This is a genomic window from bacterium (assembly GCA_040753085.1).
Classification (GTDB): Bacteria; UBA9089; JASEGY01; order JASEGY01; family JASEGY01; genus JASEGY01.
Genome location: JBFMHI010000030.1, coordinates 1 through 25,107 on the forward strand (window position 1 = coordinate 1; position 25,107 = coordinate 25,107).

The following is a 25,107-nucleotide window of genomic DNA, read 5'->3' on the forward strand; positions in this document are numbered from 1 at the left end:
CCGCTGGCCTCAGCCGGTGGACCTTATTTTGGCGGCCTTGGTGATACCATTACTTTTTCCGGAACAGCGGTTGATTCCAGCCCGCTGGATACCTTTACCTACGATTGGGATTTGAATAACGACGGAACTTACGAGACCCTGAATACCCAGAACCCATCGGCTGCCTGGGATGTGGCGGGAACCTACGCCGTCACCCTGAAAGTAACCGACGACGATGGCGGGGTAGATACGGATACTACGGAGGTAGTTATTAACGACAGTATCCCACCGGTAGTAACCATCATCTCACCTAACAATGGCAATGACACCACGACCACTCAGCCGCAGGCGACCATTTCCGGCTCGGCCTCAGACACGGGAACTGGGGTAGTTACTGTCTCGATCAATAGCGGGGATACCAATGACGGGGATACGGCCAACTTTAGTTTCCTGGTGACCCTTAACCCTGATACCAACACCTTTATTGTTACCGCCTATGATGAGGCCGGTAATACGGGAACCGATACCATTACTATTTACTATCCTCCCTGTCCTTCGCCGGTGGCTGATTTTACGGCCAGCGATACCACTGGTTGTGCCCCTCTGAAGGTCGATTTCAGCGACTCATCCAGCGGCGAGGCGCTTTCCTGGTTATGGGATTTCGGAGACGGGGTAACAAGCTCAGATTCGAATCCGGCTCATATCTACACCGATTCCGGCGCCTACGCGGTCTCCCTGACTGTCTCAGACACCTGCAGTTCCGACACAAAAACAGACTACATTGCGGTTAACTGTTGTTCCATAGTGGCCGCCGATTTCTCCGGCACACCTACTACAGGCTGCGTTCCTCTGTCGGTCAACTTCAGCGACTCATCCACCGGACCTGCCCTCTCCTGGTTATGGGATTTCGGAGACGGGGACACCAGCACCGTTCAGAATCCGTCGCATACCTACACCGACTCCGGCACCTACACCGTCTCTCTGACTGTCTCAGACACCTGTGGTTCCAACACCAAGACAGACTATATTACGGTCAACTGCTGTTCTACGGTGACCGCCGATTTCTCTGGCAGGCCGACTACGGGCTGCGTTCCTCTGTCGGTCAACTTCAGCGATTCTTCCAGCGGCAATGCGCTTTCCTGGTTATGGGATTTCGGAGACGGGGACACCAGCACCGCACAACACCCCTCGCATGTTTATCCCAACACCGGCACTTACACGGTTTCTCTGACTGTCTCAGCCGCCTGCGGTTCCGACACCAAGACAGACTACATTACAGTCAACTGTTGTTCCACGGTGACCGCCGATTTCTCCGGCACACCGATGACAGGCTGCGTTCCTCTGTCGGTCAACTTCAGCGACTCATCCACCGGCCCCGCCCTCTCCTGGTTATGGGATTTCGGAGACGGAGACACCAGCACCGTTCAGAATCCGTCGCATATCTACACCGACTCGGGCGCTTACACGGTCTCCCTGATCGTGACCGGCCAATGCGAGAGTAATTCCAAGATAGTCAGGACGGCCTACATTACCGTTGATCCCTGTCGGCTGGACGTCCGCATAAATGAAGTCGCCTTCAAAGAGGCCAACGACTGGATCGAATTTCATATCGGAGGGACATACCTGGGTGGATTGAGGGTCTACAAAGGAACAACCCTGGTCAAGGAATTTCCGGACATTAACGCCGAGGCTGGTGGCTATGTAGTTTTACACTTTGACGGCGATCCGTCTAATGACGAGAATGATACCACCGGCCAGGGGGCTAATGGCTATTGGGACATCTACAGCAGCAATTCAGGGCTGACAGGAACGGACGATATAGTCAGACTTCAGATGCCGGGAACATCCTCAATTTCCCCCACTAACACCCTCGATGCGGTCATCTGGTCGAACAACGATGGCCGCTTTACCGGAAGCAAGTCAGTAGCCAACGAACTGGTAGCGGCCGGACTCTGGGAGGCCGGATATGATTTTGAGGCGGGAGATTCTGGGGCGGTCATAGACAGTGATGATTTAACGGCCGGCTCCTCCCTGGGACGAGATGTATTCTCAACTGACGATAACTCAAGGGTAGACTGGTCTATCTTGCCCCAAGCAGAGGGCGGAACAAATTGTTCTCTCCCTGCATCTCGTTTTGCAGCCGTCAATACCAGCGGCTGCGCTCCCTTGAGCGTCTGTTTCCACGACTCCTCGATTGGCCATAGCACGGGCTGGAGTTGGGACATTAATGGCGATGGTATTCCCGATACCACTATTCAGAACCCATGCTATATCTACGATACGCCTGGGAGCTATTCTGTCAGCCTGACCGTGAGTGGGGTATGCGGTTCTGATTCTGAAACCAAAGTGGACTATATCCAGGTCATCTCTGCCAGGATAGTGGCCGACTTCAGCGTTACATACACCGTTGGGTGGGCGCCTCTGACCGTTTGTTTCAGCGACACATCTACCGGTGACATTACGAACCGGGATTGGGACCTGGACGGTGATGGGATTTCAGATACCGCTGTCCCGAATCCCTGCCATACCTACGATGCCGGGAGTTACCCTGTCAGGCTGGCCGTGAGGGGGGAGTGTGGTCAAGACAGCCGTCAGGTGTCTATTACCGTCCTGGATGACTTTCGGATAGAGTCGGAAGATGGCCAGGCCATAGGCGAGCTTTCCCTGAATTTGGGAGACACTATGGCGGTGTATGCCAGGGGTTACGGGGGTGATTCAGTAATAGGACCGCTTTCGGTTACCTGGGAAGTTACCGGAGAGGTGGGTAACGTTAGCCCCACTCAGGGTGAGATGACCACCTTTAAGGCCGAGCATGCCGGGACAGGCAGGATCAAAGCCCACTTTGAAGGCCAGGAGAGGATCAGCAGAGAAATAACCGTTAGAATCTCATCAGGGATAATTATCCTTGAGCCTGACGGTGTGGAGGACGAGATTGACGATGTCTTTACTATTACCTGGGCAGCCGGTGATATGGATGATGATGCCTTCATCAGCCTTTACTATGATACGGATGATACCGGCTATAATGGCGCCGAGATAATCACCGGGTTAAGCCAAAATGACGACCTGGATTCATATCAATGGGATGTATCCTCTCTTGAGGAAGGAGATTATTATGTTTATGCCCTGATAACCGATGAGAAGGCTAGTGGCTCAGATTACAGTGCCGGTCCGGTGACAGTAAGACACCCGTCGAAGAACTGGGAGACATACAACTATCCCAACCCCTTCAATCCGGTTGATGGGGAGATGATTTACCCTGAGGATGGCGGAGAACCCACTGATGGCACCATCATCAAGTATACCCTGCCTGAGGATATAGACGACGAGGTGATTGTCCACATCTACACCACGGCCGGTAAATTAGTCAAGAGATTCGAGTTTAGTTCCAGCGAATACCGCAGCAAAGGGGAGCGCTATATTGCCTGGGATGGTCAAAACGATGATGGCCACATGGTAGCCAGCGGTATTTACATTTATTACATCGAGGCCGGCCGCTGGAAGGGCACTCACAAGATGGCGGTGGTAAAATAATCGGACCTTATTCCTCGTTTGGGCCACTCATAAGTTTCGAGTTTCGGGTTGGGGACATCCGCTTAATTCTATCGTACCTACAACTTTTTGTTAATAACTACTATAGGCTCTAAGTGATATGCCCTGTTGACTGAGGATCAAAGGCATCCCGCAGGCCATCGCCCAGGAAGTTAAAGGCCATAATGGCTAAAAAGATGAGAACCCCGGGCGTCAGAATCCAGGGATGATTGACCATTTCAGAAAGGCTCATGGCCCGCACCAGCATATTCCCCCAACTGGCCTGAGGTTCATTTATTCCCAGACCTAAGAGAGAAAGTCCTGATTCCCCCAAGATATAACCGGGAATACTCAGGGTAGCGGAAATAATAGCATAAGAAAAGGTGTTGGGCAAGGCATGCCGAATAATGATAAGCAAACTGCTGACACCTTGCGCCTTAGCCGCCATGATATATTCTCTTTCCCTTATGGAAAGGACATAGCCCCGAATGACCCTGGCCAAACCGGGCCAGGCCAGAAAACTTAGGATAGTAATAATCATTAAATAGACCTGCGTAGATGAAAGGTCTAAAGGAAAAGCCGCCCTTAAAGAAAGCATTAGATAAAAAGAAGGGAAAGACATCAATAATTCCACTAATCTCATCAGGGCTGTGTCTATCCAGCCTCCAAAATAGCCGGATATTCCCCCCACGATCATCCCAATAAAGAAGGTAATCCCTATTCCGATTAATCCGACCGAAAGAGAGATCCTTCCCCCGTAAAGAAGCCTGGAAAAAATATCCCGGCCATTCCAGTCACTGCCTAAAAGGTAGAGCATCGCCGGTTGGTCAACCCCAAAGAGATGGAGCCGGGTCGTAAAAAGCCCCCAAAATAGATACGGTTCTCCCTGGTGAAAGAACTTAAGGTGGTATTTTTTTTCAAGGATGGGCGTATAGTGCTTTTCATAATCTGGCCCGATAGTTAGCTTATAGTCGTAAATGAAAGGCCGGCAAAGCTTCCCTTTTTCATCAAAGATATGAACCGGGGTTGGAGGATGATAGGATTTTTTCCTCGATTCATATTCTAAGGGGTAGGGTGATAAAAACCCGGCCCATACGGCAGAAAAATAGAGGCCAATAAGGATAACGGCCCCGGCCATGCCTAACCGATGTCGTCTGAGCCTGGAAAGACTCAACATGAAAGGCGATTTGCTTTTCATTGGCTATATATTCTCTTATAGGCGTTATAACTCTCGACTATCTTTTCCACATACCGTTCTGTCTCAGGGAAGGTAATATTGAACATAAACTCATCTACATCCGTGGAGCTGGTCTGCCAACGGCTGACATTTCCTGACCCACCATTATAGGCGGCTAAGGCATAAACTAAATTATTATTATATGCCTGGAGCAAGTGAGCCAGATAAAAACACCCCATTTGAATATTTCTCTCCGGTTCGTAGATTTGTTCATTACGAAAGGATTCAAAACCGAGCTCTTTAGCGATCCACTGGCCTGTGCTGGGTATGATCTGCATCAGTCCCTGGGCATTGGCCCAGGAGGTGCTTCCCGTGCCAAAACGGCTTTCCTCCCGAATAACCGCGTAAACCAGAAGGGGATCAAGATCGTATTTATGGGAAAATCCTTCCACCCACTTATCATAATACTTGGGATAGAGCAAATATTTCAACCTTTCCGGCCGATAAGCTGACTCAGAGGCAATAGCTTCGGCATTGGCAATAGCCCGGCTATAAGCCCCCTGTTCCTGGTAGATAAGGGCAATAGGCAAGAGAAGGGAATAGGCCAGTTGAGGGAGCCTTTTCCTTAGGCCCCGGAGTTGCTCCAGGGCTTCTTGATACCGTTCTATTTCCAGGAAGGTCATAGTGCGTTTTAAATAGTCTAAATTAGGGCCAGGATTTATTTCCACCTTAGGTAAATCTAAGGCGATCTCTATGCCAGAATGAGGCATCTTGGGCTTAATTGGGGCAGATTTTGACTCTGTCTCGCTTTCCCGAGCCAGGATTTTTTCCAGACGCAGCCTGGCCCTCTGAGCGTAAAAACTGTCAGCAGAATGATGGATAAGGGCCTGATAAGTCAAAACAGCCTCCTGGTAATTGTTTAATTTTTCCTGGTCCCTTCCTATCCAAAACTGGGCCTGGGGAACAAATTGACTGTCAGGATACCCCTTGACCAGTTTGCGGAAGGTCTCAATCATAAGAGTAAACTTGCCCTGCTTGAGATAGATTTGGGCCAAATTCTTTAAGGTCCTGGTGGTCATATCTCCTTTGGGGTAATCCTTGATCACTTTCTGATAAGCAGTTATGGCGACTGAGGCATCACCCAGCTCTTCACAGCATATTCCCATTCGATAATAGGCATCATCAGCCAAGTTACTCTGGGGAAACCTTTCCCCAAAGACTCTGTATTTTTCGATGGCCACGCGGTAGGTGCCCATCCGTTCATAATCACGGGCCGCCTCATAGTAAGCTTCTTTCAGCTTTGGCCCCTTTGGATACCTGGTGACTAATTCGTGATATTCAGAAATAGCCAGGGCATATTTCTTTGTTTTGGAATAGCACTGCCCCAGGTAATATCTGGCTTTGGGTGAGAGATACTTGCCGTAGGGATAACGTTTAATAAATTGTTTCAGATATTCGATCGCCTTTGGATAATCCTGGTGCTCATAATAAGCCAGGGCCACTTTATACCTATCTTCATCTGTTATTTGAACCCCACCCTGTCTCAAGGCCTCTATCCTTTTGGCCGCTTCGAGGCCGAAATAGCTTTTTGATTCTATCCGGCGATAGTTTTCCAGAGTCTCTTGGACCGCCTTCAGTCTTTCATAATTTCGGCCAATCAAGTAGTAAATTTCATCCCGGCTCCTTTCTGCCGGGACATCCTTAAGGACAGATTTATACTGTTCGATAGCCTCTCTTAGCCGGCCTAAATCAGCCAGGCACCTGGCAATTTCAAATCCGGCTGAAGGTGCCCTGAGACTCTCAGGATAGTCGGTTATGAGTCTCTGGTATTCCTGAACAGCCTGTTGATAATTCCCGGCCTGAGCATAACATTCAGCCAGATAGTACCGGGCATAATCTGCCAGGAGGGGATCAGTCTCAATCGCCCCTTCATATTCCTTAATCGCCTTGGCATAGATTTTCAAATCCTGATAGTGATGCCCCATGAGGTAATGAACGGCGCCGCTTCGAGGGGCAGCATAGGCAGGGATAGTAAGCCGGATTAAGATTAAAACTAGGATTAAAGTTTTGAGTTTCAAGTTTTGAGTCCCAAGTCTTGGATTCATTTGGATTTTTTCCCTTCCCTCAGGCAATAACCAATAGCCAATAGGCAATAGGGAAGAATGCCCTAATGGCTATTGCCTACTGGCTATTGGCTTTGTGCCTTACTGGCTGAATAGTTACACAAATTGATAAATTGATTATAATCTACCCAAATGGGTAAGTCAAGAAAAAAGTAAGGAATCTTGATTTTACTCGGCGCTCTCGGCGTCCCTGCGGTAAGATGGCTTAACCGATGAACATCACCGAATTTTTGAGGCGATTGCCCGAAACAAAAAGAATGCTTGACAATTAGATAAGATTGTGATAATATTATAACCTTTGATCTTGAATTTGTAGCTACTCAGCCACCAAGACACTAAGGCGCGAAGAAGGGGCGGAGTAGTTACCGTTAAACAGGAGGTTACCGTGGGAAAACTTCGAATCTTGGCTATAGTTATTGATGTTCTGTTAGTCAATCTGGCGCTCATAGGGGCTATTTCCTCAACCGGGGATTGGGAGGGGTATTTTAAATTAGCCCCCTATCTGAGTGTCATCTCGGCCGGGTTGTTTCTTTTCTTCCGGCTTTATGAAGGCAGGCCTTTTTCAGGGATTAATCTCTTTTTCCGAACCGGTAAGGCCGTAATAGCCGCTTGGTTTCTCCTTATGGTGGTGGCCTTTTTAAAGCGGACCTACTTTTATCCTTCCATTTTTCTCATTTCCAGCATCTTAGGCATTATCTTCATCTTTTGCTGGCGGCTTTGTTTTGAAATCCTTAAACAGCGCTACCGAAGGAACTGCCGCATCTTGATCGTGGGGGCAGGTAAGGCCGGAACGAGGCTGGCTCGCCAGATCCAGAAACATCCGGAAAAGGGTTATACGGTAGTCGGATTCATCGATGATGACCTCAAAAAGAAGGGTGAAATCATTTGCGGGGTGGAAGTCCTGGGGGGAGAAGAGGTCCTGAACGAGCCGGCCCAACAGAGAGAAGTTGAGGAGATTATCATTGCTATTCCTTCAGCCTCAAAGAACCGGCTTCTTGACTTTATCCTTAAGAGTGAGGAGATGGGTATCCAATATGCCATTGTGCCCAGTTTGTATGAAATTATAACCAGTAGCGGCGTCGCCGAAGAAATTGGGGATTTCCCGATACTTGATCTCTTTGGAGAGCCAATCAGTCCGGAGCAGAGGTTGGTTAAAAGGACGCTTGATATTGTCTTTTCCGTGGCCGCCTTGATAATTCTGACCATCCCCATGTTAATAATTGCCTTGATAGTTAAACTCAGTTCAAATGGCCCTGTTCTCTTCAAGCAGAAAAGAATTGGTCGGGGTGGCAAGCCCTTTGTGATCTATAAATTCAGGAGTATGGTTGAAAATGCCTCGGCCATAGGACCGCCTTTGACGGAAAAGAATGATCCCCGAATTACTTTTGTAGGAAGGATCCTGCGCAAGACCAGTCTGGATGAATTACCACAAGTCATCAATGTCCTGAAAGGGGATATGAGTCTGGTTGGTCCCCGTCCTGAAATTCCCTCTGTGGTTAAGAAATACAGCCGATGGCAAAAAAGGGTCCTTAAAGTTCAGCCGGGAATAACCGGTCTGTCCCAGATAAATGGGAGAGGTGACCGTGATGTCCCTGAGAAGCTGCGGCTCGATATGTACTATATCAAGCATCAATCCCTGGGACTCGATCTGAGAGTAATGTTAGGGACTATGTGGGTGGTCATGAGTCAGGAAGGGGCGTACTGATTTCGGATCTCAGATTGCGGATTTCGGATTGTTGTAACCGTTCAGGTATAGCTGCACGGATTAGCACGGATAAATAACACAGGACAGAAGGCGGAAGTGTAGGGACAGGGCTTGTCCCTGTCCGTGCTTGTCCATATCCGTTCCGTAGACGGACAACCACAAGGGTTGTCCCTACAGCCTAAGGACAGACCCGAATCACGGACACGGCTCACGGATTTTCCGTGTTTCATCTGTGTGCATCTGTGGCTGAACGGTTACGTTTTGATTTCAAATTTCGGAGTAAGTGCTCAGCCACTAAGGCACAAAGACACAAATCCGAAAATGAGAATACTATTGCTTTTTATCCCCCTAATAGGGATATTCGGCCAGAGCCATGGGAGCAGGGCCGAGGTCTGGCTAAGGGAAGAAGTCTCTTTTTATGAAGGGGCCTCAGCCAGATACTATGACCATTTGAATCAGGAGGAATTTGAAGAAGGACTTAATCTGCGGTGGCAGCTTTATTGGAATAAGAATTGGGGAAAAAGATTAGCGGTTAGTCTGGCGCCTTCCATTAAAGGTGGGGCAACCGCCGATATAGGTCTTTATAAAGGCTATCTTAAACTTAATTGGAAATACCTGGAATTGGAGTTAGGCCGGGATAACCTCTGGTGGGGGCCAGGCTATCATGGGGCCCTTATCCTCTCCACTAATGCCCCGCCTTTTGACCTGATTAAACTGAATACATCCTATCGTTGGCTTTCTTTTTCTCTATTTCTGACCAGGCTGGAGAAAGATAGAGAAATACCTCACCCCTTTCTAACCGGATCAAGGCTGGAATTAAAGCTACCCTGGGGATTTAATCTGGGGGGCAGCCGGGTGATTATGCTGGGCGGAGAGGGAAGACCTGAATTGAAGTGGGCGGATGTCTGGACGATTCTCTCGGGGAAAAATGTGGCAGACGCTAATGAGGGGGCTGAAACCAATCAATTAGCGGCGGTTGATGTGGCCTGGCGACGTGAAATCAAAGGCCATCAATCACCGGCTATCGAGATATACGGTGAATTCGGGGGTGAGGACGAGGCCGGGGGGTTTCCTATCATAAGCGGTTATCTCATCGGTTTTGCTTTGGCTGATGGCCAAACCGGCTTCAGGGTAGAACAGGCCAGAACCTATTATAAGGTCTCCTGGAGTGATTTTTATCCCAATTGGTATGGACACCACGTTTATAAAACGGGCTATCGCTACCAGGGGCAAATAATCGGCCACCATATGGGTGGAGCGGCTAAAGACCTCTTTATTGGCCTGAGCCGACGACTGAGAAAAAGTCTCTATGCCGGCTTGGAACTAAGTGAGGAGCTGCACCAGGGGATAAATAAGCCTGATGAACGACAAATAGAAACAGCCGTATTTTTTGCTTATGAAACTGGAAGGGGACAAAATTTTTCGGTAAGGTATGTCTATACCCAAAAAGCGGAGGCCGACCATAAAAGCGGGAAACTGACCAAAGACAATTTTATCCAACTTAGGCTTGATTATTAGTAACTATTCAGATAGATAGGCTGAAGACTGAAGGCTTTTAGGAATAAATGCGAAGAACAGATGATTGGATTTCAGTCTTCAGCCTTTAGTCGTCAGCCTTCAGTCTATCCACCTGAGTAGTTACGATTATTATAGGCGAGAATGTTACGATTGCGGATTTAAAATCTTCAGTTCGCAATCCGCAATCCGCAATCCCTAATCCAAAATAAATAATGTAATGGTTGGGTGGCGGCAGGAAGCCGGGCGATGATTGAATATCTGCTATTGTTTCTTATGGCTTTAACTGTCTCATACTTTCTCACCCCTTTAGTGAGAAAATATTCACTCAAGATGGATCTGGTTGACTACCATAAATCCCAGAATAAGTGTATCATCACCAGATTAGGAGGGTTAGCGATCATAATCTCCTTCGTCACTACTTTGGGATTGACTTTTATCCTTTATCATCAACCATTTGTGGGCATCCTTTCTCAGGTTTCCGGTCTCTTCCTGGGGATCATCATCATTATGTCAATGGGAATATACGATGATATCAAGAAACTTTCGGCCAAGTTCAAGTTCGGCATTCAGTTAGTGGTAGCGCTCCTTATGATCGGCTTTGGTTTCAGGCTTGAGGCAATCAGCCTGCCATTCTATTCGGGGACTATTCATCCGGGCTGGGTTAGTTTACCTTTAACTCTTTTCTGGATTGTGGGAATTACTAATACCATTAATCTAATTGATGGTCTGGATGGTCTGGCCGCCGGGATTGTTTTTATTGCTTCCATAAGTCTCTTTGGAGTGGCGGTAATTGGAGGAGATGTGGTTTTAGCCCTCTTTACGGCTATTTTAGCCGGCAGCACTTTGGGGTTTCTAAGACATAATTTACCACCGGCCAAGATATTTATGGGTGATACCGGAAGCAACTTTTTGGGATACATCCTAGCTCTCCTAGCTCTCCTTAGTTCCCAACCCGGTAGCGGGGGGAAAACGCCCTTTATCATCTTTGTGGTGGTTCTCGGCGTGCCGATATTAGATACCTCATTGGCCATCATTCGTCGGACCGCCCGGGGTGTCAATATCTTCCAGGCCGATAAAGACCACTTACACCACAAGCTTATTCACCGGGGGCTGAGTCACCTTCGAGTTTTAATGGTCCTATATGGTCTTTCAGCTTTATTGGGTTTTATTGCCCTGGCCCTTTTTATCGAACATCATATCCTGATCACAATTTCTCTTATTCTTTTAGGGGCTGTAATTATTTCGGGTTTGGTAAGCTTAAAGATTATTTCGGATTTCGGATGGCGAAATAGTTCACCCCTGAGATCTTAACAGATTACGACCGGTGCGATCAACATTTATTGGGATGGTTCACCTTACTGTGAAAGCTTGCGGCTAAATTAGAAACCCGTTTTTTCCGAAAAAACGGGTTTCTGATCTCGTGTAACCCGAGTAGGTTGCCCCGAATTATTGAGGAAGATACGAAGGACCCGCAAGGTTTCACAAGAAAAATGGACGATTTGAACCGTCCCCATTTATCTGATTTACAAGGGGGATTGATTATGTCTATTTCCAGACGGGTAAAAGAGATTCCACCTTCGCCTACTTTAGCCATTACCGTTAAGGCGGCTCAGATGGGCAAAGAGGGTATTGACGTCATTGGCTTTGGGGCAGGGGAGCCGGATTTTGACACGCCCGAGAATGTGAAAGAAGCGGCTATTGCCTCTATTCGGGAAGGGTTTACCAAATATACCCCGGCTTCAGGAATAGCCGAATTGAAGGAAGCTATTTGCCGGAAATTTAAAAGGGATAATGATCTGGATTATGTCCCCCAAGAGGTGAGTGTCGCCTGTGGAGGTAAACACTCCCTTTTTAATATTATCTTTGCCCTCTGTGATGAGGGGGATGAGGTGATTATCCCTATCCCTTATTGGGTAAGTTATCCGGAACAGGTCAGGCTGAGTGGAGGGGAACCTGTCTTTGTCGAAACCTTACAGGAAGACGACTTCAGGATTAAGATCGAGCAATTGGAAGCGGTAATTACCTCCAAAACTAAGATCATAATCCTTAATTCGCCCCAGAATCCAACTGGCGTAGTATACGATCGGGAAGATCTGGAGGCTATCGCCGCCTTAGCCGTCCGAAACAACATCTATCTTATCTCTGATGAGGTTTACGAAAAGGTGATTTATGATGATCGTAAGCATTGGAGTGTGGCGGCCTTAAGCCCCGAGGCCAAGGCCCTGACTCTTACGGTAAACGCCGTTTCAAAACCATATTCTATGACCGGATGGAGAATCGGCTATGCGGCCGGGCCTAAAGAAATTATCGGCGCCATGGACAATATCCAGAGCCACACTACTTCCAATCCGACTTCCATCTCTCAGAAAGCCGCCGTAGAAGCCCTAAATGGGCCTCAGGACGTGGTGGACAAAATGGTGGCCGAATTTGACCGGAGGCGGAAGTATATGGTGGATAGATTAAATAAAATGAGAGGGGTTTCTTGTTTCAATCCAGGGGGGGCCTTCTATGTCTTTCCCAATATCTCCGGCCTTTACGGATTGAAATACCAAGGAGCTACTATCACTGGTTCCCTGTCCTTGACTGATTTTCTCTTATCCAAGGCCAAAGTAGCCGTTGTGCCTGGAAATGGATTTGGGGCCGATGATTATATCCGCCTTTCTTATGCCACCTCTTTTGAGAATATCCAAAAGGGACTGGATCGAATCGAGGAGGCCATAGCTAAACTGGAGGGATAGATGAAGATCAGCATTATCGGGGCCGGCCGGGTGGGCTCCACCCTAGCCTATACCCTATTTATTAAAGGGCTGGCTGAGGAATTGGTTATGGTAGATATAGACCGGGATAAGGCGGAGGGAGAGGCCCTGGATATTCGGCATGGCTTAGCGGCCGGCGAAGGAAAGGTCAGAGTGGTCGCGGGTGATTATTCAGATACAGCCTCTTCGGAGATAGTAATTTTAACCGCCGGTATACCCCGAAAGCCCGGGGACAGCCGGCTCGATCTGCTAAAAAAGAATGTCCGGGTAATGCGGGAGATGACCGTCCAGGTAATGGAATACAACCCCGGCTCTCTCCTTTTCGTGGTCTCTAATCCGGTAGATGTAATGACATATACGGCTCTGAAGGAATCAAATCTTTCGCCGACTAAGGTCTTTGGCCTGGGGACAAGCCTTGATACCCTCAGGTTTAGATCCCTCTTAGGGGAATATCTTGGGGTGGATCCAACTCAGGTAGATGCCCTTATCATAGGTGAACATGGGGATAGTATGGTGCCGGTCTGGAGTCTGGTGGCGGTCGATGGAATTCCCCTCTCCCATTTTGGCCACCCTCAGAAGGCCCTGGATGAGATATTTGAACAAACCAGGCTGGGCGGAGCCGAAGTGATCAGGAGAAAGGGCGGCACGGCCTGGGCAGTGGCTATGGCGGCCGCTTCTGTCGTGGAAGCAGTAGTCTTTGATCAGAAAAAAGTTATGCCGGTCTCATCTTTAGTAACTGACTATTATGGGACAGGTGAGATTTGCCTTAGTGTGCCTACTATTATGGGAAAAAGCGGCGTAGGGAAGCATCTCAAGATACCCCTCTCAGATGAGGAAAAGACAAGATTCCTTCACTCAGCGACTATTCTAAAAGAAGCGATTATGTCTTAGAGCCTATCCCAAAACCTCGGGGCTTAGGAGGTGAAAAAATATGAGTATGAAGAAGGTGATTGAGTTTACTGAGGAGGTTCCCTTTGAGGAGATAATGAAGTATCCGGGAGAGTATTATGCTATTGTCAATCATAAAGTTGTTGCGCATGGTAAAGATCAGGATGTAGTACAAAAGGCGGCCGAGAAATTTTCTCCAAATCCATTGATTGGAAAAGCTCCTATTCATGATGTTGTAGTTTATTAAGTTTCATGAGGGAGATCGAGTATGAAGCAAAAGAAATGGGGTAACCGTTCAGGTATGCACGAATTAGCACGGATAAATAACACAGGACAGAAGGCGGAAGTGTAGGGACAGGGCTTGTCCCTGTCCGTGCTTGTCCATGTCCGTTCCGTAGACGGACAACCACAAGGGTTGTCCCTACAGCCTAAGGACAGACCCGAATCACGGACACGGCTCACGGATTTTCCGTGTTTCATCTGTGTGCATCTGTGGCTGAACGGTTACGAATAAACAATGTCGCAAGTAATAAAGTTATCCCTGATCACAGAGACAGTTCGAGACCTCTGTCTAAAAACGAACTACGAATTAGGAGAAGACATAATTACGGCCCTCCAGAGGGCCAGAGAAGCTGAGGATTTACCCCGAGCCAGGGAAGTATTGGACTGCCTGATCCAAAATGCCGTGGTAGCTAAAGAGGAATCTCTCCCTATCTGTCAGGATACAGGTATCGTGGTGGTATTTATAGAAATAGGTCAGGAGATTATATTGGCGGGCGGTAATCTGGAAGAGGCGATAAATGAAGGGGTACGACGAGGCTATAAAGACGGCTTTCTTCGGGCGTCAGTAGTAAATGATCCCCTCAGGCGGATTAACACCGGTGATAATACCCCGGCCGTCATCCATTCCAAAATTGTGACCGGGAATAGACTGAATATTACGCTTATGGCCAAGGGCAGCGGCAGCGAAAATATGAGCGCCTTGAAGATGTTTAAACCTGCTGATGGATGGCCAGGGGCCAGGCGGTTTATTATTGAGCATATCAAAGAAGCGGCCCCTTATTGTTGCCCGCCGCTAATAGTGGGCGTAGGTCTGGGAGGCACCTTTGAACAGGTGGCCTTATTAGCCAAGAGAAGCCTGTTAAGAGAAGTTGGCCGAGCGGCAGAGGATGAAATAATAGCTGCCCGGGAAAGAGAGTTGCTCGAAGCCATCAATGACTTAAATATCGGTCCGGGTGGACTGGGTGGCAAGACCACGGCCCTGTCAGTAAATATTGAGACGGCTCCCTGCCATATAGCCGGTATGCCTGTAGCGGTCAATGTCGGTTGTTATGCCCATAGGCACAGGAGCGCTGTTTTATAAAGGTAACCGTTCAGGTATAGCTGCACGGATTAGCACGGATAAATAACACAGGACAGAAGGCGGAAGTGTAGGGACAGGGCTTGTCCCTGTCCGTGCTTGTCCATGTCCGTTCCGTAGACGGACAACCACAAGGGTTGTCCCTACAGCCTAAGGACAGACCCGAATCACGGACACGGTTCACGGATTTTCCGTGTTTCATCTATGTGCATCTGTGGCTGAACGGTTACTTATAAAGAATGGGTAAGTCTTTAAGATCTCCGTAAGCGTTTAGCCACTAAGGCACAAAGACATAACCTCGATACTCGATGCTCGATACTGGATACTGGATCCTTTACCAGCTTCGAGGATCGAGCATCGAGGATCGAGGATCGAGCATCGAGCATCCAGCATCGAGCATCGAGCATCGAGGATCGAGCATCCAGCATCCAGCATCATGTGATGAACGGTTACAGATCTCCAATGTTAGTTTATGACGAATACCACTTGCGCTGGCCATATAAAAGAGAGATTATCCAAAGATTGAAGGCCGGAGACAAGGTCTTCATCACCGGGCCTGTTTATACGGCCAGAGATGCCGCCCATAAGCGAATGATGGAAGATCTATCCCATCTGCCTTTTCCCCTGGAGGACCAGATTATATATTACTGTGGGCCAACCCCGCCTAAGCCAGGCAGGCCAGTGGGCGCAGCCGGGCCGACTACCAGCCGTCGAATGGATGCCTATACCTCCCAACTACTTGAAGGGGGACTTTTAGGGATGATAGGCAAGGGGCCCAGGAGCCAGGAAGTAATCGAAGCGATAGTCCAATATGGGGCTGTTTATTTGACGGCTATCGGAGGGGCGGGCGCTCTTCTGGGAAAGTATATCACCAGGGCCGAGATAGTGGCCTATCCGGACTTAGGGTGCGAGGCCGTTTATAAGTTTGAGCTGGTAAACTTTCCAGTCTATGTGGGTGTTGATTCACAAGGGAAGACCATCTTCACCAATCAGTAGTGATGAGGAACCTGGTAATAATTCCTGTCTTTAATGAAGAGGCGCATATCCTCGAAGTCTTAGAGAGTATCAAATCAAATGCCGAGGAGGCGGATATTCTGGTAGTTGATGATGGTTCTACGGATAATACCCCGCGAATATTAGAGGAGGCCCGTATAGGTTTTTTGATCGAACATCAAGAAAATCAGGGCTATGGGCAATCGCTTATTGAGGGCTTTGAATTTGCTATTAAAAAGGATTACACCTATCTGGTGACCATAGATTGTGACGCCCAACATGAACCAGCTTATATACCTCAATTTTTTGAGGAACTTAAGAAATTTGATATTGTTTCAGGCAGCCGGTACCTGCCTGATTCATTGAAGGTAGATCAACCTCCGGAAGGTAGATTAGAGATAAATAAAAAGATTACCGGGTTAATGCGCCAGTATACCGGATATCAAATTACCGATTCTTTTTGTGGATTTAAAGGTTACCGGGTGGCTGGGCTTAAGAAACTGAATCTTACTGAGCGGGGTTATGGTATGCCTCTCCAATTATGGCTCCAGGCTGCCCGGGTAGGACTTACCGTGAAAGAAATCCCTGTGCCTTTGATCTACAAAGATCAAACCAGGGATTTTAAGAATGCCTTTCGATCAAAAGAAGAGAGACTGGAATACTATCTGAAAGTAATAAAGGATGCTGAACATACTTGTCATAGCGGCCCATCCGGATGATGCTGAATTAGGCATGGGAGCAACTATCGCTAACTTAGTCAGATTAGGCCACCAGGTAAATCTTCTTGATCTCACTGATGGGGAGCCTACTCCCTGTGGTTCCAGTGAGATTCGAAAAACCGAAGCCAAGGCGAGCGCTGATCTTCTGAAGGTAAGGAGTAGGACTATCCTTGATCTGCCTAACAGATTCCTCCAAGACACCATTGAGGCCAGGATAAAGATAGCGGCTCATATTAGAAGAATTAAGCCAGAGGTGGTTTTTGCCCCTTTCTGGATAGATAAACATCCCGATCATGCAGCGGCCTCACAGTTAAGTGACGCCGCCGTCTTTTACAGTAAATTTACTAAATCGGAAATCCCTGGCCATCCCTGGAAGGTCGGGAAGATATATTACTTCCCGACCGTGCACTTTCGGCTCCATCTCAAACCATCTTTTATTGTGGATGTTAGCCAGGACTTTCCTAAGAAATTGGAGGCGATTAAAAGCTATCGGTCGCAATTTGTAGAGAATAAAGAGAATCTGTTTGTCTTTGATTATCTAACCAGACAGGCAGGATATTACGGTAGCTTGATAAACAGAAAATATGGCGAAGCCTTCCTCAGCCGGGAAGAAATTGGGATCGAGGATGTGGCCCAGCTTATTTAATCAAAAGGCCTGGTTCATTGTTTGGGCCAAAGTGGACGGTCAAAGTCAGTGAGATATTCCCTTCCTCAAAAAAATAGAGGGGTTGTCCTTTCTCATTCCATAAAGGAATTATGTCTCCTGGCTGAATCTAATTATGAGAAGTTAAATAAGATTAGCCTGACGCCTGAGTTTTCTTTAGCCACTCGCTTTAAATTGCGGGCGAAGGTCTTTCAAATAAGCCAGGCGCATTTTCAAAGATTGGGGATAACCTTAAGAGACCATGAAAGCAAGGTAAGCGTTCAGCCCCTAAGGCACAAACTCGATCCTCGATGCTCGATGCTCGATTCTCGATGTTCGATGCTCGATGCTGGTAAAGGATCCAGTATCCAGCATCGAGCATCGAGCATCCAGCATCGAGGATCGAGTATCCAGCCTCCAGCCTCATGGGATGAACGGTTACAAAGCAAGATAGTAATCGCTACGGGCCATCAACCCATATTCTACCATCCGGGAATACTTTTTAAGGATATGGTGGTCAATGCCTTAATAGAAAGGGGTGGTTTTTGGGGACTAAATCTGGTGGTGGACAGTGATACCTGGCCTGGACAGCTTATTCCCATCCCCTGCCTGCGGGATGGTATCTTAAGCCTGGAAAGGGTGGAGCTATTCAGTAGGGAGAAGAATGTGGCGGCTGAAGAACTGCCGTCACCTGGCTTGGAGGAATTTGAGGCTAACTGGAATTATATCAGTCAGAAGATCGAAAGGCTGCTTCCTGGAAGCAACCGACGAACTTTTGTAAGGTATTCGGAGATTACCAGAGGCTTAATCCCTTTCTGTAAGAATCTGCCTGAGCTGGTTGTCTTTTCCAGAAGGCTGTTTGAAGAGGAGATGGGTTTTAAGCACGCCGAGGTATTTCTCTCTTCGCTCTGTGGCGGCGAAGAATTTCTCTATTTCGTCAGCCTGATCCTGGTGAGGGCTAAGGAATTTGTCCTCAAGTATAATAGCCGCCTTGAACAATACAGGACGAAGAAGGGAATCAGGCATCCTTTATCGCCCTTCCCCAATTTGAAGATCGAGGACAGCCGGCTGGAACTTCCTTTCTGGATATGGGAGCCTGGCCAGGAGAGAGCGACTTTATATCTGAAGTTTACCGGGCCGCAGGCGTGGATTTGCCGGAACGAGGAGGAAATTTTAGATCTGAAGGCGGCTCATTTAAGCTCGCAGAACATACCGGAGTTAAGTGACTGGCTTGGCCGGCTTGAGGCAGCCGGATATAAATTAAGGCCCAAGGCCCTGATGCTGACTCTTTTTGCCCGGTTATTTCTTTGTGATCTCTGGATTCACGGGGTAGGCGGAGCAGAATACGAAGAGCTGAACAACCAGCTGGCGGGGGATCTTTTTTCCGTCTCGTTGCCGCCTTATGCCGTGGCTTCGGCTACCTTGTATCTGGGGATTAAGGGTGAAGAACAAGGCCCGGTGGTTGATGAGAGGCAAATTGAAGCGCTTCGGAACCAATTGCGGCTGATGCAATTCAACCCGGAAAGATTTATCGATTCAGCCGATGAAGAATCACAACGATTGATTGCCGAGAGAACCAGCCTGATTGAAAGGATGAGAAGCGTTAATGGGCCGAAGGGGGAATTGCATCAAAAGGTATTGGCGATTAATGATAGCTTAAGGGACAAGATTGCTCCTTTTCGTCAGGCTGTGGAGTCTCAACTTCGGGAAAAGGAAATGGCCTGGGCTCAGGAATCGATGGCGGCTAACAGAGAGTTTCCCTTCTTCCTTTATTCTCAGGATGACTTAACGGCCCTTTATAGCTCAGTGGTCTGAGCTGTATCCTACCCTGCAACATCTGGCGTTGTCGGCGAGGATGTTACGATTACGGATTACGGATTGCGGATTTTAAATCCGCGTAACCGTTCAGGGTGTAATGAAAGTTGAGAGGAAATTTTTGTAACTATTCAGCTCTTAAGGCATAAAGACACAAAGATTACCAATAATAGCACACGGATTACACGGATGAGACGGATTGACACGGATAAAAATTTATTAGAAAAAATCCGTGAGAATCCGCCAAAATCTGTGTCATCCGTGTGCTATTCTATCATTCTCTTCGTGGCTTAGTGGCTTTGTGGCTGAACGGTTACAAATCCGCAATCCGCCATCCGAAATAATGTAATGGCTTGGTTGCGGCGATGATGCAAAAGTACGAGATTATTTTATATTGGAGCAGTGAGGATCAGATTTTTGTGGCTGACGTACCAGAACTACCTGGCTGCATGGCACATGGAGATACGCCGGAAGCAGCATTATTAAATGTAAAGGATGCGATTCAATTGTGGATTGATACAGCCAGAGAGTTTGACGACCCAGTACCAGAACCTAAGGGAAGAAGGCTCATGTTAGCATAGTTAAAAGACACAGCCTAATAGCCTGGCCAAATGAAGCAGATTTTGGGCTAGTACTCCGTGACATTTGATCTTGTGAGTAGGCCAGGTTCACGGTTCTGGGTTCTTTAACCTTGAACTTTGAACCTTGAACTCTGAAGAGATTAAGAAGGTACCTTCATTATGGAACAAACATTAGTTATCCTAAAGCCAGATTGTGTCAAAAGAGGATTAATAGGGGAGATAATAAAGCGATTTGAGGCGGCTGGGCTGTTGATTGTGGCTATGAAGATGCTCAGCCTGAGTCGGGAAGAGGCAGCCAAATTTTATTATGTCCACAAAGATAGAGATTTTTATGAGGGCCTGCTTGAGTTTATGAGTTTCGGAAGAGTAGTTGTTATGGTCATCGAAGGTGAGCGGGCTATTGAGCGGACAAGGGAAATGATAGGCGCTACGGATCCGCTTCAGGCAGATGAAGGGACTATTCGAGCCGAATTAGCTGAAAATAATCGAAGGAACTTAGTTCACGGTTCAGATTCAACTGCCGCTGCCAGGGAGGAGATTAATTTCTTTTTTAAGCCTGATGAGATTTTGAGTTCCGAGTTTGGAGGAACTCGAAACCCGAAACTTCGATGAAAAGATATATTGATCTTACTCAAATTAAGAAAACTATCGGCATCCCTTTAGAGGCGGCCTATGAAGAGGAAGCCTCAGAACTCGGTTTTAATGACCTCAACTTGGTCAACAAGGTAGCTGTTAAAGCCAGGTTAACTAATATGGGAAGTTATATCAATGTTCAGGGGGAGATCCAGTTTGAACTTGCCCTGGAGTGCATCCGATGTCTTAACCCTTTTATTCTTCCCTCTAAGACAACCTTTGAGGTTGACTATTACAAGAAGATATCCTTAGTGGAGCCGACTGAGATGGCTCTCACTGAAAAAGACCTGCGAATGGCTTACTATACGGATGATCGAATAGATCTGCTGGAAGAAATAAGGCAAGATATTATCCTGGCTGTCCCGGTGAAACCTCTCTGTCAGGAAGATTGTCAGGGTTTATGTCCATCTTGCGGGCAGAATTTAAATATAGGCAAGTGTAAGTGCCGGGAGGAAGATATATTTTCTCCCTGGAGTTCGCTAAAGAAACTCTTGGAAGAATAGATAGATAACCAGGCGGATTACAGATTGCGGATGGCGGAATAGAAAACCTTGGGACCATACCCGCCATCAGAAAAGGAGGTAAAAAATGCCTAATCCAAAGAGGAAACATTCTAAATGCAGACGGGATAAAAGCAGAACCCATTGGAAACTTTCTCACCCCAATGGTTCTAAGTGCTCCCATTGTGGGGAGATGAAATTACCTCACCGTGTTTGTCCCCATTGTGGATATTATAACGGCCGGCAGGTAAGCAAGCCGTCAAAAAAGTAGACAGGGGATAGTGGACTGTCTACTAACTCCTGTTTACGGTCTACTTCAGAGGAGGCTATATGCGTATAGCGGTTGATGCTATGGGCGGCGACAAGGCTCCGGCGGTAGTGGTGGCCGGAGTGGTAGAGGCGGCAAAAGAAGCCATGAGCCGGAGTGTTTCCGAGATACTCCTGGTGGGCGAGCCATCTTCAATCAAGCGAGAGTTGTCCGGCGCAGAAGTAGATGGCTTGCCGATTAGTATTAAAGAAGCCAGCCAGGTTATCGGATATGATGAATCTCCGGCCACCGCGGTCAAAACCAAGCCTGATTCATCCATTGTTGTTTCCACTCGCTTGCTTAAAGAAGGAAAGGCCGAGGCAGTGGTTTCAGCCGGTAGTACTGGGGCGGTAGTGGCTTCAGCTTTGATGGGGGTAGGTAGGTTGCGGAGGGTTTCCAGACCGGCTATCGCTACCATTATTCCCACCCTGAAAGAGCCTTCCATTCTCCTGGATGTGGGGGCGAATGTTAATTGCAAGCCCAACTATCTTCTTGAGTTTGCTGTGATGGGGGATTGTTATGCCCGATATGTTATGGGAAGAAAGAATCCCAGAGTGGGCATCCTGAGTATCGGTGAAGAGGCCAGTAAAGGAAATGAGCTTACTTTTAAATCCTTTAAGCTCCTGGAACAATCCGGCCTGAATTTTATTGGTAATGCTGAGGGAAGAGATATTGTCAATGGCGAGTTTGATGTCGTCGTCTGTGACGGCTTTACCGGGAATGTTGTTTTAAAATTCGGGGAAAGTTTAGCCGAGATGATTTTAAAACAACTCTGGGTGGAGTTATCTCGAAACTGGCTCCTTAAATTGGGCGCCTTTCTTTCTAAACCGGCTTTTAAGAGTTTTAAGCGGCGGGTCGATTATTCGGAATACGGTGGCGCTCCACTTTTAGGAGTAAATGGGGTTTACATCATCTGTCACGGAGGTTCTTCAGCTAAAGCAATAAAGAATGGCATCCGGGTGGCGGCGGAATTTGTAAATCATCAAATGAATAAACATATTGAGGAACAAATGGCGGAACTGTATGAGAGTAAGATCAGTCGCTGAACTCTTTAGATGGATAAATTAGAGAGAGGAGTATGCAATTATGGGCGTTACTTATGTTGAAGGTCAAGTAAAAGGAGATAGGGGGGAACAGGAAAGTGTAAAGTTTCTTGTAGACAGTGGAGCGACTTATTCTCTTCTTCCTAAAAGGGTATGGGAAGCGATAGGGTTGAAGCCGAAACGGAAGATGTCCTTTACACTTGCTGATGGCACAACGGTTGAGAGATGTGTGTCGGAAGCCTTCATTGTGTTCCCACAAGGAGAGGCCCACACACCAGTGATTTTGGGCGAAGAAGGTGATGAAGCATTGTTAGGTATAGTCACATTAGAAATTTTGGGTCTTGTATTTAATCCTTTTGATCGCACTCTTCATCCTATGCATATGTTATTGTGCTAATACAAAAGAAATAATCATCCAATAACTCGTTGCAGCCGACCGCCAAAGGCGGTGGCTGCACCTTGCCGTTAGATGCCAGGAGGTGATCCATGGATACAACAGTTGGACTGTCGATCGGTAGCTTTGTGCTCATTCTCGCAGTACTTGTGTTACTTCGTGCGAGGAATAGCCGTTTCGAGGTAAAGCCGGCAGACATTGTGGTCGCCGTTCTTCCGATCGTGGTTTTTCTTTTGGTGACTGGCAAATTGCAGAAGTTCGAGATCGGTGAGAGTGGAGTCAAGATCGAGACCGCCTTCGTCAAGGCCCACGCCTCGGCCATCGTTTCGCAGGTGACACCGCTAACGGGATTACCTTCTGAGCCCATACGTCTCGATCCGAAGCGGGGCGTTGAGGACATCCCGCAACTCATCGCGCGTAAGACGGAGGGGCTGCTGTTCAGGCTCGGCCACGGTGGTTACTGGGGCCCGGCAATAGAAGAGTACTTTAGGATGCTCGCCAGGCAGCCGTTCCTCAAATATCTGGTTATCGAGAATCCGGACGGGACGTTCTTTGCCTTGGCGGATGCGCGAGAACTCACAGGGTTATTTCAGGCAGAGCGCCCGCCCTACACGGCGAGGGAATTCGCCGAGTGGTTGAATGCGACCAACAGGGATGCGCTCGCTCGGTTGCCCGGATTTATTGCCTCGCAGTATGCTGTAACAAAAGAGACGGACAAGGGTCAGGCACTGCGGAGGATGGAGGCCCTCAACGTGGACACTCTTCCTGTAGTTGACGACAAGAGACGCTTCGCAGGCATCGTCAATCGGTCAAGGCTGACCGCGAGTCTTCTAATAGATGTGTCAGAGAACCTCGAGAAGTAATGTAGTCGTTCGTTCAAAAACGTGAACAAAGCATGCCATCTAACAAGACAAATGCAGCCGACCGCCAAAGGCGGTGGCTGCACCAATCCTAAATTTGAGAAAACGCCCCCATGCGCCATTCAACGTCTCGGGTGTGATATTCTCAAAATTCCTTCCCAGCCATTCGAGCCGCTTGATAATGCGCTTGGCGACAGACGGATCCAACTGATCGAGATCACCCGCAGCGTCAGGAAGGATAGAAACCTGGTACACGGCGGATTACTCCACACCGTACCGCTTGGCGATCTCTTCCAGAGGTATGCCACGCTTACCCTCTGCATATTCGCGTTCCTGGCGCAAGAGACGCTCCTTCACTTTGGGACGCAACTCCAGACCCGCGTCTGGATCCACCCACGCCGCCAGACGCGCGTCAATCAGCTCCGTCATTCGGTAATGGGTAACCACTGATTACTGGTTACGCCTCACCAATACCCGATAACCGATCACCCGGTTACCCCGATTTATTGAGAAGATACAGAGCCAGGCTTAATAATACCGCATACTTGTCTTTTTAAACTCCCTGGTCGAACATAGCATTCGGTAATCAGTAATGCCCACCTTACGGGAAATCATCTCGGCTATTTCGGCGCATTCTTTTTTTGTCTTTCCATGGATCATAGTGTAAAGGTTGTAGGGCCAATCAGGGTGGGTTAAACGTTCATAACAGTGAGTTACTTGCTTCACTGAGGCCATTATTTCCCCTATGCAGGGAACTTCAGAGTCAGGGACCTTCCAGGCCACCATACAATTGCCTCCCAGACCAGCCTCCCGATGATAAAGAATGGCCCCAAATCTCCGGATGATCCCTCGCTCTTTATATGCCCGAAGCCGGGCTATCAGAGTCTCCTCGGATATGCCAAGCCTTTCAGCCACAACCTGGTAGGGGCGTTCAGAATCAGGCAGGTCCTGGCCTATCTCACGAATAATCCGTTTGTCCAGCTCTGTAAATTCATCTGACTCTATCATAGGGTGGCCTCCCCCCGCCAATCAAACAATCCTATATGCTCGATCCTCGATGCTCGATCCTCGATGCTCGATCATCCAGCATCCAGCATCGAGCATCCAGCATCGAGCGCGGCCTCAGTGTTATCACTATACTGCTCTACCCGAAATTTGTCAAGGCATATTTCATTTATCTTGACAACCTCACCTCGGTATGATAACTTCTAAAAGGTATCTTCTCAATAAATCGGGGGGACATGGGGGACGGTGGTGTAGAAAGCAAAAAAACATTTGACACATCAAATACCACAATGTATAATTGAACTATGCCAAGGAAACCCAAGATTAGATGCTCCCGGAGTTTTACATCATGTGATCGTTCGAGGGATTGTAGCCAAGACCGAACTGAGCTCAGTAGGCAAGATGATCTTAGGCCAATGGCTAAAATAAATTACTTTCTACACCACCGTCCCCTATGTTCTACTGAGCCCTTTAGCAACTTGTACATAAGCAGGTAAAAAGTCGCCAAGCAAAAAGATGGGGCAAAAGGAGACGCCGATACACTGGCGCACAAGGCCTTTGATAGAAGAGGAGGATT

The 25,107-nt window shown here is 47.9% G+C and carries 25 protein-coding genes; 20 read left to right on the forward strand and 5 right to left on the reverse strand.

Features of this window, described 5'->3' with window-relative positions; all coding sequences use genetic code 11:
* Nucleotides 1-3,513: PKD domain-containing protein (locus AB1797_05220; protein ID MEW5767015.1), on the forward strand; the 3,513-nt coding region annotated here is incomplete at its 5' end.
* Nucleotides 3,514-3,622: 109 nt separating this feature from the next.
* Here the strand turns inward: AB1797_05220 and AB1797_05225 are convergent.
* Together AB1797_05225 and AB1797_05230 are read right to left on the reverse strand one after the other, a co-directional pair.
* Complete coding sequence (locus AB1797_05225; GenBank protein MEW5767016.1) at nt 3,623-4,708, reverse strand: ABC transporter permease; 1,086 nt, start codon at nt 4,706-4,708, stop codon at nt 3,623-3,625.
* Nucleotides 4,705-6,792 (reverse strand): tetratricopeptide repeat protein, encoded by a 2,088-nt coding sequence (locus AB1797_05230; GenBank protein MEW5767017.1) that lies wholly within the window; start codon nt 6,790-6,792, stop codon nt 4,705-4,707. Before AB1797_05230 ends, AB1797_05225 begins: the two co-directional genes overlap by 4 nt.
* 403 nt (nt 6,793-7,195) lie before the next feature.
* Between AB1797_05230 and AB1797_05235 the strand changes: the two genes are divergently transcribed.
* From AB1797_05235 to AB1797_05265, 7 genes are all read left to right on the forward strand, one after another.
* On the forward strand, nt 7,196-8,515 hold the full coding sequence (locus AB1797_05235) for a sugar transferase (protein ID MEW5767018.1): 1,320 nt from the start codon (nt 7,196-7,198) through the stop codon (nt 8,513-8,515).
* A gap of 321 nt (nt 8,516-8,836) precedes the next feature.
* A complete protein-coding gene (locus tag AB1797_05240; protein MEW5767019.1) occupies nt 8,837-10,033 on the forward strand; it encodes a capsule assembly Wzi family protein in 1,197 nt (398 codons plus the stop codon).
* Nucleotides 10,034-10,279: 246 nt separating this feature from the next.
* A complete protein-coding gene (locus AB1797_05245; GenBank protein MEW5767020.1) occupies nt 10,280-11,344 on the forward strand; it encodes an MraY family glycosyltransferase in 1,065 nt (354 codons plus the stop codon).
* A 230-nt stretch (nt 11,345-11,574) separates the two neighbouring features.
* The gene (locus AB1797_05250; protein MEW5767021.1) at nt 11,575-12,771 is read left to right on the forward strand and encodes a pyridoxal phosphate-dependent aminotransferase; all 1,197 of its coding nucleotides are present in this window, start codon (nt 11,575-11,577) and stop codon (nt 12,769-12,771) included.
* Entirely contained in the window at nt 12,772-13,680 is a 909-nt protein-coding gene (locus AB1797_05255) for an L-lactate dehydrogenase (GenBank protein ID MEW5767022.1), read from the forward strand.
* A 40-nt stretch (nt 13,681-13,720) separates the two neighbouring features.
* Nucleotides 13,721-13,924: a DUF5678 domain-containing protein gene (locus tag AB1797_05260; GenBank protein MEW5767023.1), complete on the forward strand. Its 204-nt coding sequence runs from the start codon at nt 13,721-13,723 to the stop codon at nt 13,922-13,924.
* A gap of 270 nt (nt 13,925-14,194) precedes the next feature.
* The gene (locus tag AB1797_05265) at nt 14,195-15,040 is read left to right on the forward strand and encodes a fumarate hydratase (GenBank protein MEW5767024.1); all 846 of its coding nucleotides are present in this window, start codon (nt 14,195-14,197) and stop codon (nt 15,038-15,040) included.
* A gap of 248 nt (nt 15,041-15,288) precedes the next feature.
* Here the strand turns inward: AB1797_05265 and AB1797_05270 are convergent, their stop codons facing one another.
* On the reverse strand, nt 15,289-15,465 hold the full coding sequence (locus AB1797_05270; protein MEW5767025.1) for a hypothetical protein: 177 nt from the start codon (nt 15,463-15,465) through the stop codon (nt 15,289-15,291).
* Nucleotides 15,466-15,499: 34 nt separating this feature from the next.
* Between AB1797_05270 and AB1797_05275 the strand changes: the two genes are divergently transcribed.
* From AB1797_05275 to AB1797_05325, 11 genes are all read left to right on the forward strand, one after another.
* Complete coding sequence (locus AB1797_05275; GenBank protein MEW5767026.1) at nt 15,500-16,033, forward strand: FumA C-terminus/TtdB family hydratase beta subunit; 534 nt, start codon at nt 15,500-15,502, stop codon at nt 16,031-16,033.
* Nucleotides 16,034-16,035: 2 nt separating this feature from the next.
* A complete protein-coding gene (locus tag AB1797_05280) occupies nt 16,036-16,749 on the forward strand; it encodes a glycosyltransferase family 2 protein (GenBank protein ID MEW5767027.1) in 714 nt (237 codons plus the stop codon).
* Nucleotides 16,712-17,395: a bacillithiol biosynthesis deacetylase BshB1 gene (bshB1, locus tag AB1797_05285; GenBank protein ID MEW5767028.1), complete on the forward strand. Its 684-nt coding sequence runs from the start codon at nt 16,712-16,714 to the stop codon at nt 17,393-17,395. The genes AB1797_05280 and bshB1 overlap by 38 nt, the downstream gene beginning before the upstream one ends.
* 48 nt (nt 17,396-17,443) lie before the next feature.
* Nucleotides 17,444-19,207 carry a hypothetical protein gene (locus AB1797_05290; protein ID MEW5767029.1) on the forward strand — a complete coding sequence of 588 codons (1,764 nt, stop codon included), beginning with the start codon at nt 17,444-17,446 and terminating at the stop codon, nt 19,205-19,207.
* 368 nt (nt 19,208-19,575) lie between these two features.
* Nucleotides 19,576-19,788 carry a type II toxin-antitoxin system HicB family antitoxin gene (locus tag AB1797_05295; protein ID MEW5767030.1) on the forward strand — a complete coding sequence of 71 codons (213 nt, stop codon included), beginning with the start codon at nt 19,576-19,578 and terminating at the stop codon, nt 19,786-19,788.
* A 159-nt stretch (nt 19,789-19,947) separates the two neighbouring features.
* Complete coding sequence (gene ndk, locus AB1797_05300) at nt 19,948-20,400, forward strand: nucleoside-diphosphate kinase (GenBank protein MEW5767031.1); 453 nt, start codon at nt 19,948-19,950, stop codon at nt 20,398-20,400.
* Nucleotides 20,397-20,924 carry a DUF177 domain-containing protein gene (locus AB1797_05305; GenBank protein MEW5767032.1) on the forward strand — a complete coding sequence of 176 codons (528 nt, stop codon included), beginning with the start codon at nt 20,397-20,399 and terminating at the stop codon, nt 20,922-20,924. Before ndk ends, AB1797_05305 begins: the two co-directional genes overlap by 4 nt.
* Nucleotides 20,925-21,009: 85 nt before the next feature.
* Nucleotides 21,010-21,192, forward strand: a complete 183-nt coding sequence (rpmF, locus tag AB1797_05310) for a 50S ribosomal protein L32 (GenBank protein MEW5767033.1) — start codon at nt 21,010-21,012, stop codon at nt 21,190-21,192.
* Nucleotides 21,193-21,251: 59 nt separating this feature from the next.
* Nucleotides 21,252-22,274 (forward strand): phosphate acyltransferase PlsX, encoded by a 1,023-nt coding sequence (gene plsX, locus AB1797_05315; GenBank protein ID MEW5767034.1) that lies wholly within the window; start codon nt 21,252-21,254, stop codon nt 22,272-22,274.
* Between the two features lie 40 nt (nt 22,275-22,314).
* A complete protein-coding gene (locus tag AB1797_05320; GenBank protein MEW5767035.1) occupies nt 22,315-22,668 on the forward strand; it encodes an aspartyl protease family protein in 354 nt (117 codons plus the stop codon).
* An 89-nt stretch (nt 22,669-22,757) separates the two neighbouring features.
* Nucleotides 22,758-23,528: a CBS domain-containing protein gene (locus tag AB1797_05325; GenBank protein ID MEW5767036.1), complete on the forward strand. Its 771-nt coding sequence runs from the start codon at nt 22,758-22,760 to the stop codon at nt 23,526-23,528.
* A gap of 258 nt (nt 23,529-23,786) precedes the next feature.
* Here the strand turns inward: AB1797_05325 and AB1797_05330 are convergent, their stop codons facing one another.
* Nucleotides 23,787-23,954 carry a hypothetical protein gene (locus tag AB1797_05330; GenBank protein MEW5767037.1) on the reverse strand — a complete coding sequence of 56 codons (168 nt, stop codon included), beginning with the start codon at nt 23,952-23,954 and terminating at the stop codon, nt 23,787-23,789.
* 99 nt (nt 23,955-24,053) lie between these two features.
* Complete coding sequence (locus tag AB1797_05335) at nt 24,054-24,533, reverse strand: AsnC family transcriptional regulator (protein ID MEW5767038.1); 480 nt, start codon at nt 24,531-24,533, stop codon at nt 24,054-24,056.
* A 35-nt stretch (nt 24,534-24,568) separates the two neighbouring features.
* On the opposite strand from AB1797_05335, the gene AB1797_05340 reads away from it, so the two are divergent.
* Complete coding sequence (locus AB1797_05340; protein MEW5767039.1) at nt 24,569-24,727, forward strand: hypothetical protein; 159 nt, start codon at nt 24,569-24,571, stop codon at nt 24,725-24,727.
* The last annotated feature ends 380 nt before the right edge of the window (nt 24,728-25,107 follow it).